We start from the raw sequence: 13,270 nt of genomic DNA, 5'->3' as shown, positions 1-13,270 counted from the left end.
ATAATAAAGCACTCTATTTAGAGTGCTTTTGTTTTTTAAAAATTAGACTAAACGTTGTCCCTTCATTAAGCTCACTATCAACGTCAATAGTACCACCCATAGCTTCAACTTGTGTTTTAGTTATGTATAAACCTACACCTCTTGAGTCTTCTCTATCTGTACCATGAAATGTTTGATACATTTCAAATAGTTGATTTTTAAACTTTTTGATATCTATACCTATGCCATTATCAGATATCAAAATCTTAAGTGTTTCTTCTGTATGTAGAGTTTGTATTACAACTTTAGACTTCCGTAGTGGATGGCTATATTTTATTCCGTTTGAAATGAGGTTGTAAAGTACGCTTTCTAAATAGGATCTATTGGCAACCAGAAAGTCATTTTTATCAACCGAATTATAAAGTGTTATATCATTGCTTGTGCTTTCAATTTCAAGACTTTCAATAATTTTTCCGGTACAATCAAAAATATTTATCTTTTCATTAAGTTCACTGGTATCAGATTTCGATTTTATACTAATGATGTCATCCAAATCCACAATGGTCGTCGTCAATGCTTCAGAAATCGTCTTTAAATGATTCATGAGTTCTTCTTTTTCATTTTCAGAGTTAGACTCGTCATAGAACTCAAGTATATTTTTAAAATTTCCAATGTGTGTTTTTAAATTGTGAGAGACAATATGTGTAAAATTGTGAAGTCTCTTATTCTGACTAGTAATTAACTGAAGATACTTCTCCAATTGCTCTTCTTTTTCAATTCTTGACGTAATATCGGTATGAGTTCCAATAACCCGTTTGTGCTTTCCTTCTGAAGTCCATTCAACAACTTTTCCACGATCTCTTATCCATTTATAGCTTCCGTCTTCACATAAAACGCGATGTTCATTTTCATACATCGATTTACCGTTACTAAGGTGGTCTTGAAAATCTTTGAAATATTTGACTTTATCTTCGGTATGAACGCGATCATTCCAATCATTTGGGTTTTTACCAAAATTATGATCTTCAACACCTATTATTTGTTTGGAACCTTCAGAGAAAAACACACTGTCTAGCTCTGCATCGTATTCCCAAAGACCAATACTGGAGTACTCTAAGGCCAGTTCCCACTTTTTTACTTCAGAAAATTTTGAATCTATTTCTTGTGTAGTTGATGGTAAATTAAGAAGCTTTTTTATTAGCTTTTTCATAGACTAAATTTTATAAATAAGACACATGAATTGTAAAGTTGTCACTTTTTTACTACAAAATTAAGAATATTATTTTCTAGGATGATAAGACATCAACACATCTTTAAGATGTGAACGGTCTACATGCATATATATTTCTGTGGTCGTAATGCTTTCATGACCTAGCATGAGTTGAATAGCTCTAAGGTCGGCCCCATTTTCTAATAGATGTGTAGCAAAGGAGTGTCTGAACGTATGCGGTGAAATTACTTTATTTAGATTAATAGCTTTTGCTAAATCTTTTATAATGGTAAAAATCATTGCTCTAGTGAGTTGCTTTCCTCTGTTATTAAGAAACAAGGTGTCTTTGTATTCTGGATCTACGCTTATGTGCACTCTTATGTCTTTCCAAATATTAATGTAGTTCTGTGTGTTTGTTCCAATAGGGACAAAGCGTTGTTTATCTCCCTTTCCAGTAACTTTAATAAAACCTTCATCAAAGAATAAATCTGATAGTTTTAAATTAACAAGTTCACTAACACGAAGCCCACAGCTATACAAGGTTTCAAGAATAGCTCTATTTCGTTCCCCAATTCGTACACGATTAAACTCTCTATTTAGATCTATGGCATTAATTAAGGCATCAATTTCATCAATGGAAAGCGTATCTGGCAATTTACGCCCTATTTTAGGAGATTCAATATGATCTAACGGATTGGTTGTTCTGTAATCTTCAAATACTAAGTAGCCAAAAAAACTTCGCAAACCTGATATTAAGCGAGATTGTGATCTAGAGTTTAATTGTTTCGAAGCATCATAAATAAAAGCTTGTACAGTTTCATGCTCAATTTGTATAGGAGAAATTGAAATGTCATTAACAGTTAAATAATTAATTAACTTTTCAACATCTAACTCATAGTTGGCAATTGAATTTGCAGATAAACCTCTCTCAATTTTGAGATAGTATTTATAATCATGGAGTGCGTTTTGCCATTTCATTGAACAAACTTGGTTTTGAGTCTCGTGATAATTCACTTCAAAAATACTGCAAAATATTAAGTTGAAGGCATCTTAAATTAATGATATTTAAGACTGAAATTTTAAGTAGTACTAATAGCATGTGATCAATATTTATTATCAGTTATAGTTAAAAAAATAGAGGAGCCTTAAAAATATTCATTTTTACTAATAATTCGTTGAAATACACTATTTTGCCGATGAAATACATAGAATTATATGTTTTTTCTTGTGAGACTAAAAATTATCTATTATGTTTGCCGACCAAATAAAATAAAAACCAAAATTATTTAAACTTAACAATTATGAAAAAATTATTACTAATAGCTGCAGTTGCAGTTTTCGGATTTACAAACGTAAATGCTCAAGATGAAAACACTACAGGTGGTTTTGAAGAAGGAGATGTTTATGTGTCTGGTACAGTTGGATATAATAGTACTAAAGAAGGAGATTTAAAAACTAACAGATTTGATTTTATGCCTACAGTAGGATACTTTGTAAGCGAAAATATCGCTTTAGAAGCAAATTTGTCTATTGGTTCTGCTGAAAATGCTGCCGATGATAAAACTACGACGTTTGGTGGAGGTTTAGGAGCTACATATTTCTTTACTCCAGCAAATCAATTTTCTTTCACAGTAGGTGCAGGAGTTTCTTATGCAAATTCTAAATTTGAGCCAAATGGAGGAGGAGAGTCTAAGCTTGATGTATTTGCTATTGCTGTAGGGCCAGGTCTTAACTATTTTGTATCAGATTGCTTCGCTTTAAGAGCATCAGTTGGTGCATTATCTTATATCAGTGCTAAACCAGATGCTGATGGTGCTGAATCTGCAAATTCTTTCGGATTAAACTTAGATTTATCTGATATCAATTTCGGAGTTACTTATAAATTCTAATTGGTATTAACCACATAAAAAAACCGAAGTGATATCGCTTCGGTTTTTTTTATGTCTAAAGCTTATATTTTACGATTTTTTACACTTTTAATTGTAAGTAAAATTTTAGATTCGTAGCCTAACAAAACTTTAAATCTATTATGAAAAAAATAATTACAATTGTCTTTATAGCTCTATGCTGTAACTTAAATCTTAATGCTCAAGCTGATAAAGGTGATATTGAAATTGGAACTGGACTTGGTTTAAATATATCTAATGTCGTTGTAGGATCGGATTCTAATAATGGAACCCGATCAAAAACAGGCGTTAACCTTGGAGTGTCTGGTGAATATTATTTCTCAAATCGTTGGGGAATAAAGGCAAAACTTATCTATGATTCAAAAGGATGGGGAGATGGTTTTTTTGATAACGAACTTACAAATGAGTCTTATATTACAGACTTTAATGTGACGTATTTAACTGTTCCAGTAATGGCAAATTGGCATTTTGGGTCGACAAGAAAATGGTATTTGAATTTTGGTCCTTATGTTGGATTCCTTTTAAATGCTGAAGAGGATAGAGGAGGAACAGATGTAAAGGACGCTTTTAATTCTACAGATTTTGGTATAGCTTTAGGTATTGGTTATAAATTCAATGTTGGCGAAAACACTAAATTCTTTGTAGAATACGATGCACAATCTGGTTTATCAGATGTTTTTAGTAACAACCTTGGCTCTTCTGTACGAAACGGTAGAAGTAGTTTTAATATTGGTGTTATTTTAAATAATTTATAAAGATTACTTCCTTAATAAATTCAAACCGGAGCCTTTTGCTTCGGTTTTTTTGTACTCAAATTTTAATATCTTTACTTTATGAAAAAACTCATCATTATTAATGGTCCTAACTTGAATTTATTAGGAAAGCGTGAAACCAATATCTACGGAAACTTATCATTTACCGACTTTTTTGAGCGCGTTGTCAATAAGTATCCAAATATCGCGTTAGAACACTATCAATCAAATATTGAAGGAGAACTCATAGATAAACTTCAGGAGGTTGGATATAGCTATGACGGAATTATTTTAAATGCTGCTGCTTATACACATACATCAATTGGTATTGGTGATGTTGTAAAAGCAATAGAAACTCCTGTTGTAGAAGTGCATATCTCTAATACATTCTCTAGAGAAGAGTTTAGACATCAATCCTATATTTCACCTAATGCCAGAGGTGTTATTCTAGGTTTTGGATTACAAAGCTATGAGTTGGCTATTCAAAGCTTTTTTGATTGACATAAGACTAAAATTAATAGATTCTAAATATTCTTAACGATTATAATAATATGAAAAAAGCTGTGTTTGTTTTTCTGAGTATTTTGCTTTCTAATCTTTATGTATTTGCACAGTCTAATGCCGAATTTGGTATTAAGGGTGGATTAAACCTCACTTTTTTTAATGTCGAACAAGCTAACTTTGGCCCAAATGCTGAAACTGAAGTTGGTTATTATGGTGGCATTTTTGTTGATGTGCATATTGATGAGTCACTTTCGATACAACCAGAATTACTCTATATTGGTCTTGGCGACTTTGAGTTTTTGAATGCACCAATTTATGCAAAATATGAAGTGGCAAATAATTTTGATATTCTTGTTGGACCAAGTCTAAATTATTTTTTTGATTTTTTTTCGAATAAATTTAAAGTAAGAGGCGATGTGAGTGTCGCTTATCATATTATAAAACCCTTAGATATACATATGAAATACACTATTGGCTTTGAAGAGATTTCTCCCAATGGTCTCTTTATAGGGTTAGGGTATAGATTATAAAAAAAGCGATTCTAAAAGAATCGCTTTTTTTATATATCCATTTAAGAAGTTTAAAGATGAATCACTTCATCATAAGCATCTGCAACAGCTTCCATAACCGCTTCACTCATGGTTGGGTGAGGGTGAATGGCTTTTAATACTTCATGTCCCGTCGTTTCAAGTTTACGTCCTAGCACAGCTTCAGCAATCATATCAGTAACTCCAGCACCAATCATATGACAACCTAACCATTCTCCATATTTTGCATCAAAAATTACTTTTACGAAACCGTCTTTGTTTCCTCCTGCACTAGCTTTTCCAGAAGCAGAGAAAGGAAATTTACCAACTTTAATATCTATACCTTGCTCTTTAGCTTGTTTTTCTGTTAATCCTACACTTGCAATTTCTGGTGAACAATAGGTGCAACCAGGTACATTTCCGTAGTCTATTGCTTCGACATGATGTCCTGCAATTTTTTCTACACATAAAATACCTTCTGCAGAAGCAACATGGGCTAAAGCCTGACCAGGAGTAACATCTCCAATAGCATAATAACCAGGAATATTTGTTTGATAGTAATCATTCACTAAGATTTTATCTCTATCAACAGCAATACCAACATCTTCTAGTCCGATGTTCTCAATATTAGATTTTATACCAACCGCAGATAATACTAAATCTGCCTCTAATACTTCTTCACCTTTTTTAGTTTTTACGGTTGCTTTTACACCTTTTCCAGATGTATCTACTTTAGTTACTTCCGAAGAGGTCATGATCTTAATGCCACTTTTCTTAAATGAACGCTCTAATTGCTTAGAAACATCTTCATCTTCTACAGGTACTACGTTTGGCAAATACTCTACAATTGTAACTTCTGTTCCCATAGAGTTGTAGAAATACGCAAATTCTACACCAATAGCTCCAGATCCTACGACAATCATTTTCTTTGGTTGTTTATCTAAAGTCATGGCCTCTCTATATCCTATCACTTTTTTACCATCTTGAGGTAAGCTTGGTAACTCACGTGAGCGAGCTCCAGTAGCAATAATAATATGGTCTGCACTATATTCCTTTCCGTCAACTTCAACTTTCTTCCCTGTTTTTAAGGTACCATAACCTTCAATGACATCAATTTTATTTTTCTTCATTAAAAATTGAACACCTTTGCTCATGCCATCTGCAACACCACGACTACGCTTTACAACAGCACCAAAATCGTGACTAGCATCTTTTACATTAAGACCGTAATCTTCCGCATGTTTTAAATATTCAAAAACTTGAGCAGATTTAAGTAATGCTTTTGTTGGTATACATCCCCAATTTAGGCAAACACCACCTAAGCTTTCTTTTTCCACAATAGCAGTCTTAAAGCCTAATTGTGATGCTCTAATTGCTGTTACGTAGCCTCCAGGACCACTTCCAAGTACTATAATATCGTATTTACTCATGAGTCTATTTTTGTCTAATTTTTAAGGTTACGAAGTTACAAAACCTTATTGTAATATTAAAGGTCATCTGTAAAATGTCTACGACCTTTTTCTTTACTGAATTTTTCTTTGTTATATGTAGTTGATTTGCCCTTTGGAATGGATAAAGATACCCAGTTTTGACCTTTGGATAGTTTCCCTAAAAAGACCAATTGCCCTATGTGATAGGCATAATGTGCCAATTGCCTATTAATAGCTTCTGTTACTGTATGGCCTTGATTTCTTATGTAAATGACACGCTCTAAATCGTTTACAGTTAATGGCCTTATGGCATTAAATAAACAATCCCATCCCGTATTCCAATAATTGAATAGTTCTTCTTTTGATTGAAACGTATCCTCAAATTCACCATCGCGATGTCTCCATTCTTTTTCGCCATCTTCAGTTAAGAAATTTGTCCAACGACTAAGCATATTTCCCGCAATATGTTTTGTAATGATAGCAACAGAATTTGTGTCCTCAACAAATTCGTGCTTAAGTTCTGCTAAAGTTAATTGATTCAAGGTCGCATCGCCCAGAGATTTGTAATACTCAAATTGTTTGAGAATACTACTTAGATATGAGTGTTCCATTATATTTAATTAGTACTATAAAAATAGCGATACAAAATGGCTATAACTATAAATAGTCATAGTTAGATTTTATATCGCTATAAGTAATGAATACTATTAATTTATTTTTCGGGAACAAATTTTAAAGCTACACCATTAATGCAGTGACGTTTTCCAGTTGTTTTTCTAGGTCCATCATTGAAAACATGTCCAAGATGCCCTCCACAGGTCGCACAATGTTCCTCATTTCTGGCATAACCTAAATTATAATCTACAGAATAGTCTACATTACCCTCAATCTCTCTATCGAAACTTGGCCAACCGGTACCCGAATCAAATTTGTGTTCACTTTTAAATAACGGTGTATCGCAAGCAGCGCAATGATAGATACCTTTGCGACTTTCTTTATTTAACGAACTAGAGTATCGTCGTTCTGTTCCGGCTTCTCTCAATACATAATATTGCTCACTTGTGAGTTCTTTTTTCCATTCGGCATCAGTTTTTGTAACTGGATACACTTTTTCTTCTTTGGCTTTTGTTTTTTGTGCTGAAGAATTACAACTAAAAAATAGCATAATTGTAAATAGTGTGATAATCTTTTTCATAGAGTAAAAATATGGTTTTTTTATGTTTTCTTCTGTCGAAATAAAAAACTTGAACTTACGCAAACGTTGTAAATTTAATAATCGGCTTTTATTAGTAAATTATTGATGAAAATTGCATCTTATTTTATTAATTTCACATTCTTAACACTCAATTAACCAACAAAATGCAAAACCAAAGACGTGTTGTAATTGATGCAGTATCACCTCAAATTAACTGCGGAGATTTTTTTATAAAGCGAATTAAAAATGAAATTGTCAACATCGATGCTCATGTACTAGTTGATGGTCATGATGTAATTGCTGCCGCTGTATTATTCAAGCATGAAAAAGACCGCCAATGGAGCGAAACCAGAATGCATCATGTTGAAAATGACGAATGGAAATCTTCTTTTATAATGGAGAAACAAGGGTTTTATGCATATAAAGTGCAAGGTTGGGTAGATTATGCATTGAATTGGCAACATGGAATTGAACGAAAAATAGATGATAATCAGCATGTGAAGTCTGAACTTTTAGAGGGTGTTACTTATTTGGTGCCACTTTTAAAGAAGGCTACAAAAACGGAGAAGACGTATTTAGAACAGTGCATCTCAGATTTTAAGAACGATTCTAAATATACTGCTGCTATTAAAGCAGCTAAAAGCAAAAAACTGCACGATATATTTTTTAAATACCCTCAAAAGCATTTGATTAATGAAACTCAAGACTTTCAAGTGTATGTGGATAGAAAAAAAGCGAGATTTAGTACATGGTATGAATTCTTTCCGCGTTCTTCATCTGAAACCGAAGGACAACATGGAACTTTCAAAGATTGTGAACGTCTTTTGCCTAGAGTAGCAGAAATGGGATTTGATACGCTGTACTTTCCACCTGTTCACCCTATTGGAGAAGTAAATAGAAAAGGAAAAAACAATACTACCGAAGCCAAAGAGGGTGATGTAGGATCTGCTTGGGGAATTGGTTCTAAGTATGGTGGACATAAAGATTTACATCCAGAGTTGGGATCTATAACAGACTTTAAACGTTTAGTAAAGAAAGCAAAAACTCTTGGTATTGAAATCGCTATGGATTATGCCTTGCAGGCAGCTCCAGACCATCCATGGGTGAATTCGCATCCAGATTGGTTTAAATGGAGACCAGACGGAACTGTTCAATATGCTGAGAATCCCCCTAAGAAATATCAAGATATTCTACCTATTTATTGGGAAAGTAGTGATTATAAAAATCTTTGGAAAGAATGCTTAGACACAATGCTATACTGGATAGATTGTGGTATTAATGTATTTAGGGTTGATAATCCACATACTAAGCCTTATTTTTTTTGGAATTGGCTTATTTCAGAAGTCAAAAAACAGCATCCAGATGTAATCTTTTTAGCTGAGGCATTTACGAAGCCAAAAGTTATGCAGCGATTGGCAAAAGAAGGCTACACACAGTCATATACGTATTTTACATGGCGTGATAATAAACACGAGCTTATTGAATATATGACAGAGTTGACACAAACAGATCAACGTGAATATATGCAACCAAACTTTTGGCCAAATACTCCAGATATCAATCCCTTTCATTTGCAAGGCGCTAATGAGTCCAAATACCTTCAGCGTTATGCACTGGCGGCAACTTTAAGTTCGAGTATTGGTATCTACGGACCTGTATTTGAACACATGATTAGTGATGCCATACCTGGCAAAGAGGAATATTACATGTCTGAAAAATTTCAGTTAAAACATTATGATTGGTTTAAAGAGAATAAATTAACATTGCTTATTTCAAAAATCAATGCCATTAGACACGAGAATGAAGCTTTACAGCAAACTAATAACATTAAGTTTTGTAACATAGAAAATGACAATTTACTTGCTTTTTATAAATGGAATACCGACCGTACAAATGAGGTGTTGATTATTATAAGTTTAGATCAGTATTATGCACAGCAAGGCAATGTTCAATTACCAATGCAGGATTTAAATAGTCATAATGGACAACAAATTAGAGTTGAAGATTTGGTAACAGGCAGTAGTTATAATTGGCATAACGAATGGAATTTTGTTGAGTTACATCCAACACTTCCATTTCATATATTTAAGATACATAAGTAAAATGGCTAAGAAAGTTACAAAAACGTCAGTGTTGAAACCTCCCTATAATTTTAGCAATTCATGGGAGACACTTCTCGAAAATGAAGAATTCATTAAGGTGTTCTTGTCTGATATTTTGGAGGATTATATTATTAAGCAACGTTGGTATGGTGGGAAAGCGAGTCAGCTCAAATACATTGAACTTGCAGAGTACTTTAGAATTCAGCAGCATGATGAAGTCTATTATGGCTTGATTCTAGAGGTGAATTTTACCGAAGCTTTCTATCAGCATTATTTTTTACCCATTGCATTTGTTTCAGATGAAAATTTTGCCAAAGACGATAGGATTCTGCCTATAAGTATTCAAGATCAAAAAGGGTTTATAATTGATGCCATAAATCTTGAAGCCTTTCGAAAAGTTGTTTTTGAACGCATATTAACAGCACGACCCAAAGATCGCACTCGAGTAAGTTATCATAAAAGTGAATTATTTACCAATGTAAGTTATGAATCGTCTCGTTTTATGGGAATGGAACAAAGCAATACATCCATTGTTTATAATGAGAAGTATGTATTGAAATTTTTCAGACGTATCTATGCCGATCGTAATCCAGATTATGAGATGAGCCGTTTTTTATCTGATAAAAAAGATTTTAAAAACACACCAGCTTACCTCGGAAGTATTCAAATTAAAGATCATGAAAACGTCAATATTACTATTGGTTTGATGCAAGAAATGGTAGAAAATCAAGGGGACGCTTGGGAGTATATGCTTACCGAATTCCATAAGGTGTTTTCAAACCTAGAATATAAAAAGATTGATATTTCAAAATTGCCTAAAACTGAAGATTTTGGACGATTTCAAATTGCAGATGTGCCACCAGAAATTATTGATTGGGTAGGACTTAATGTCTTTACTAAAATTCAAACTTTAGCCAAGCGAACAGCTGAAATGCATATTGCTTTGGGTAGCGAGTTTGAAGACAACTCATTTACACCAACGCATTTTAATGGCGACTACACAGTTTGGTTAAAAAACAGGCTCTTATATCAATTTCAAAATAGACTAAACACCATTGAAAACAGTTTGCATAAACTAGAAGGTTTGGCCTTAGAACTAGCTCATGAGTTTCTTGACAAAAAAAATGAGATAAGAAAGCGCTTTGTAAATTTTGATTGGACGAAATTAAAAGGTGAACGTATTCGTGTTCATGGAGATTATCATTTAGGGCAAGTGCTCGTCAAAGATGACGACTTTTATATTTTAGACTTCGAAGGTGAACCAGAAAGCACTATTCGTGACCGTAAGGTAAAACAACCACCTTTAAAGGATGTGGCTGGTTTGTTTCGTTCGTTCCACTATGCGATTTACGCGACGATATTTAATAATATCGAATTGTATAAACATGATCAGCAAGAACTTTTTGATGCTGGAGAAATCTTATATCAATACTTAAAAGGGGTGTTTTTAGGCACTTATATTTTAAAAATCCAAGATGCCAATTTAAATATTGGATACCATCAAGAACGTATTTTTTTACTGAAATATGCTATGTTAGAAAAAGCAGTCTATGAACTAGGATATGAACTTAACTCTCGTCCGCGTTGGGCAGTAATTCCTCTAAAAGGTATTTCAAACATTATTAATAATTGATTTATGGCAGATGTAATAGCACATAGTCTTTTTACCGACTTTGATATCGATTTATTCAAAGCAGGAAAGCATTATAAATTATATGAAAAAATGGGATCGCATATCATGACATTAGATGGTGTGGAAGGCACTTATTTTGCAGTTTGGGCACCAAGTGCTAAAATGGTTTCTGTCATTGGCGATTTCAATTTTTGGGTAGAAGGGACTCATAAGCTTAATGTTCGTTGGGACGAAAGCGGTATATGGGAAGGTTTTGTTCCTGGAGCTGGTAAAGGAAGTACTTATAAATACAAGATTCAAAGTCATAATAACGATATTAAAACTGAAAAAGCAGATCCATATGCAAGACGTTGCGAGCATCCGCCGAAAACAGCTTCTGTAGTTTGGGATGAGCCCTACAAATGGAATGATAGTAAATGGATGAAAAAGCGTAAAAAACATAATGCACTTAATGCGCCATTTTCAGTTTATGAAGTTCATCTCGGTTCATGGAAACGCAAGTTAGACGAGAATCGTTTCTTAAGTTATCAAGAGTTGGCAGATGAACTGGTAGCCTACCTTAAAGATATGAACTTTACGCATGTCGAGCTTATGCCAGTTATGGAGTATCCTTATGATCCGAGTTGGGGCTATCAGCTTACAGGTTACTTTGCACCAACATCACGATTTGGTTACCCTGAAGATTTTAAATTGCTGGTAGATAAACTCCATCAAAATGATATTGGAATAATCCTAGATTGGGTACCTTCTCATTTTCCTGAAGATGCACATGGTTTAGGATTCTTTGATGGTTCAAACCTATATGAGCATCCCGATAAGCGAAAAGGGTATCATCCAGATTGGAAGAGCCTTATTTTTAACTACGGAAGAAATGAGGTTAAATCCTTTCTTATAAGTAACGCTGTGTTTTGGTTAGACCAATTCCATGCAGATGGGCTACGCGTTGACGCTGTTGCATCAATGTTATTTTTAGATTACAGTAGAAATGAAGGGGAATGGGAGCCAAATATGTATGGAGGTAGAGAAAATCTTGAAGCGATGGCGTTTCTAAGAGAAATGAATGAAGCGGTCTATAGCATGTTTCCAGATGTTCAAACCATAGCCGAAGAGTCCACATCCTTTCCAATGGTGTCAAAACCAACTTTTTTAGGTGGTTTAGGGTTCGGTATGAAATGGATGATGGGATGGATGCATGATACCTTGCAATATTTTGCTAAAGAACCTATATATAGAAAACATCATCAAAACGATCTTACCTTTTCAATGACCTATGCGTTTACTGAAAATTTCATGTTGCCTTTAAGTCATGACGAAGTTGTGTATGGAAAACGCTCCATTTTAGGTAGAATGCCTGGTGATGAATGGCAACGCTTTGCTAATCTAAGATTATTGTATAGTTATATGTTTACACATCCTGGAACTAACTTGTTATTTCAAGGTGCAGAATTTGGACAAAGTGAAGAATGGAATTTTCAACAAAGCTTAGCTTGGCATTTATTAGATCATGCACCTCATAAAGGTGTTCAAGAGTTATTAAAAGCCTTAAATTTATTGTATACAACTGAGCCTGCATTGCACCAAAAGCAATTTTCAGCTGAAGGTTTTGAATGGATAGATTATAATGATGCCGAGAATTCTGTTTTGGTTTATATCAGAAAAGGAGAGAAGCGAAAGGATGATCTTGTAATAGCATGTAATATGACACCAATGGCAAGAGAAAGTTATCGTATTGGCCTTCCGAAGAAAGGAAAACTTAAAGAAGTGTTCAATAGTGATTTAAAAGCTTATTTTGGAACAGGAGATTTTAAAAATGAGGTGTTGACATCTGATAAAATTGCATGGCAATTTAGAGAGCATTCTACAGAAATTACAATTCCACCATTAGGAATGATAGCCTTCAAATATGAATAAGAGGTTCTAATTTTTAAGATAAAAATCTCATTTTTTTTAAACTATTCAAAACCGCAAACGTTGTAGTTAATAATTCACTGTAATAAGTAATTACAATGCTTTTTTTCACGCCTTTTTTTC

Annotated in this window: 12 protein-coding genes; 7 read left to right on the top strand and 5 right to left on the bottom strand. The window is 33.7% G+C overall.

Annotated elements, in window-relative coordinates; translation table 11 throughout:
- Positions 1–13: 13 nt before the first annotated feature.
- Together KWG70_RS09110 and xerA are read right to left on the bottom strand one after the other, a co-directional pair.
- Complete coding sequence (locus KWG70_RS09110; protein WP_230935707.1) at positions 14–1,189, bottom strand: PAS domain-containing sensor histidine kinase; 1,176 nt, start codon at positions 1,187–1,189, stop codon at positions 14–16.
- A gap of 69 nt (positions 1,190–1,258) precedes the next feature.
- A complete protein-coding gene (xerA, locus tag KWG70_RS09105; protein WP_230935706.1) occupies positions 1,259–2,167 on the bottom strand; it encodes a site-specific tyrosine recombinase/integron integrase in 909 nt (302 codons plus the stop codon).
- A gap of 323 nt (positions 2,168–2,490) precedes the next feature.
- On the opposite strand from xerA, the gene KWG70_RS09100 reads away from it, so the two are divergent.
- The 4 genes from KWG70_RS09100 to KWG70_RS09085 all read left to right on the top strand — a co-directional run bounded on the left by KWG70_RS09100 (position 2,491) and on the right by KWG70_RS09085 (position 4,882).
- Complete coding sequence (locus KWG70_RS09100; protein ID WP_230935705.1) at positions 2,491–3,078, top strand: outer membrane beta-barrel protein; 588 nt, start codon at positions 2,491–2,493, stop codon at positions 3,076–3,078.
- A 140-nt stretch (positions 3,079–3,218) separates the two neighbouring features.
- On the top strand, positions 3,219–3,851 hold the full coding sequence (locus tag KWG70_RS09095) for a porin family protein (RefSeq protein ID WP_230935704.1): 633 nt from the start codon (positions 3,219–3,221) through the stop codon (positions 3,849–3,851).
- 78 nt (positions 3,852–3,929) lie between these two features.
- Positions 3,930–4,349 (top strand): type II 3-dehydroquinate dehydratase, encoded by a 420-nt coding sequence (gene aroQ / locus KWG70_RS09090; RefSeq protein WP_230935703.1) that lies wholly within the window; start codon positions 3,930–3,932, stop codon positions 4,347–4,349.
- Between the two features lie 50 nt (positions 4,350–4,399).
- Positions 4,400–4,882, top strand: a complete 483-nt coding sequence (locus tag KWG70_RS09085) for a PorT family protein (protein WP_230935702.1) — start codon at positions 4,400–4,402, stop codon at positions 4,880–4,882.
- A 50-nt stretch (positions 4,883–4,932) separates the two neighbouring features.
- Here the strand turns inward: KWG70_RS09085 and lpdA are convergent, their stop codons facing one another.
- From lpdA to msrB, 3 genes are all read right to left on the bottom strand, one after another.
- A complete protein-coding gene (lpdA, locus tag KWG70_RS09080; protein ID WP_230935701.1) occupies positions 4,933–6,309 on the bottom strand; it encodes a dihydrolipoyl dehydrogenase in 1,377 nt (458 codons plus the stop codon).
- Positions 6,310–6,365: 56 nt separating this feature from the next.
- Positions 6,366–6,920, bottom strand: coding sequence for a DUF1572 family protein (locus tag KWG70_RS09075; RefSeq protein WP_230935700.1), 555 nt, complete (start codon positions 6,918–6,920; stop codon positions 6,366–6,368).
- 101 nt (positions 6,921–7,021) lie between these two features.
- A complete protein-coding gene (gene msrB, locus KWG70_RS09070; RefSeq protein WP_230935699.1) occupies positions 7,022–7,504 on the bottom strand; it encodes a peptide-methionine (R)-S-oxide reductase MsrB in 483 nt (160 codons plus the stop codon).
- Positions 7,505–7,668: 164 nt separating this feature from the next.
- On the opposite strand from msrB, the gene KWG70_RS09065 reads away from it, so the two are divergent.
- From KWG70_RS09065 to glgB, 3 genes are read left to right on the top strand one after another with little or no spacing between them, the layout of a single operon-like run.
- The gene (locus KWG70_RS09065; RefSeq protein ID WP_230935698.1) at positions 7,669–9,606 is read left to right on the top strand and encodes an alpha-1,4-glucan--maltose-1-phosphate maltosyltransferase; all 1,938 of its coding nucleotides are present in this window, start codon (positions 7,669–7,671) and stop codon (positions 9,604–9,606) included.
- A 1-nt stretch (position 9,607) separates the two neighbouring features.
- On the top strand, positions 9,608–11,239 hold the full coding sequence (locus KWG70_RS09060) for a trehalose synthase (protein ID WP_230935697.1): 1,632 nt from the start codon (positions 9,608–9,610) through the stop codon (positions 11,237–11,239).
- A gap of 3 nt (positions 11,240–11,242) precedes the next feature.
- The gene (glgB, locus tag KWG70_RS09055; protein ID WP_230935696.1) at positions 11,243–13,150 is read left to right on the top strand and encodes a 1,4-alpha-glucan branching protein GlgB; all 1,908 of its coding nucleotides are present in this window, start codon (positions 11,243–11,245) and stop codon (positions 13,148–13,150) included.
- The last annotated feature ends 120 nt before the right edge of the window (positions 13,151–13,270 follow it).

Source organism: Psychroserpens luteolus (assembly GCF_021032705.1).
Lineage (GTDB): Bacteria > Bacteroidota > Bacteroidia > Flavobacteriales > Flavobacteriaceae > Psychroserpens > Psychroserpens luteolus.
This window is presented reverse-complemented; position numbering and strand designations above follow the sequence as displayed.

Excerpts from the sequence above, each read along its gene's own strand:
- KWG70_RS09065 (WP_230935698.1), top strand. The coding sequence starts at position 7,669 with ATGCAAAACCAAAGACGTGTTGTAATTGATGCAGTATCACCTCAAATT.
- KWG70_RS09100 (WP_230935705.1), top strand. The coding sequence starts at position 2,491 with ATGAAAAAATTATTACTAATAGCTGCAGTTGCAGTTTTCGGATTTACA.
- msrB (WP_230935699.1), bottom strand. The coding sequence starts at position 7,504 with ATGAAAAAGATTATCACACTATTTACAATTATGCTATTTTTTAGTTGT.
- lpdA (WP_230935701.1), bottom strand. The coding sequence starts at position 6,309 with ATGAGTAAATACGATATTATAGTACTTGGAAGTGGTCCTGGAGGCTAC.
- KWG70_RS09095 (WP_230935704.1), top strand. The coding sequence starts at position 3,219 with ATGAAAAAAATAATTACAATTGTCTTTATAGCTCTATGCTGTAACTTA.
- KWG70_RS09075 (WP_230935700.1), bottom strand. The coding sequence starts at position 6,920 with ATGGAACACTCATATCTAAGTAGTATTCTCAAACAATTTGAGTATTAC.
- glgB (WP_230935696.1), top strand. The coding sequence starts at position 11,243 with ATGGCAGATGTAATAGCACATAGTCTTTTTACCGACTTTGATATCGAT.
- KWG70_RS09110 (WP_230935707.1), bottom strand. The coding sequence starts at position 1,189 with ATGAAAAAGCTAATAAAAAAGCTTCTTAATTTACCATCAACTACACAA.
- xerA (WP_230935706.1), bottom strand. The coding sequence starts at position 2,167 with ATGAAATGGCAAAACGCACTCCATGATTATAAATACTATCTCAAAATT.
- KWG70_RS09060 (WP_230935697.1), top strand. The coding sequence starts at position 9,608 with ATGGCTAAGAAAGTTACAAAAACGTCAGTGTTGAAACCTCCCTATAAT.
- KWG70_RS09085 (WP_230935702.1), top strand. The coding sequence starts at position 4,400 with ATGAAAAAAGCTGTGTTTGTTTTTCTGAGTATTTTGCTTTCTAATCTT.
- aroQ (WP_230935703.1), top strand. The coding sequence starts at position 3,930 with ATGAAAAAACTCATCATTATTAATGGTCCTAACTTGAATTTATTAGGA.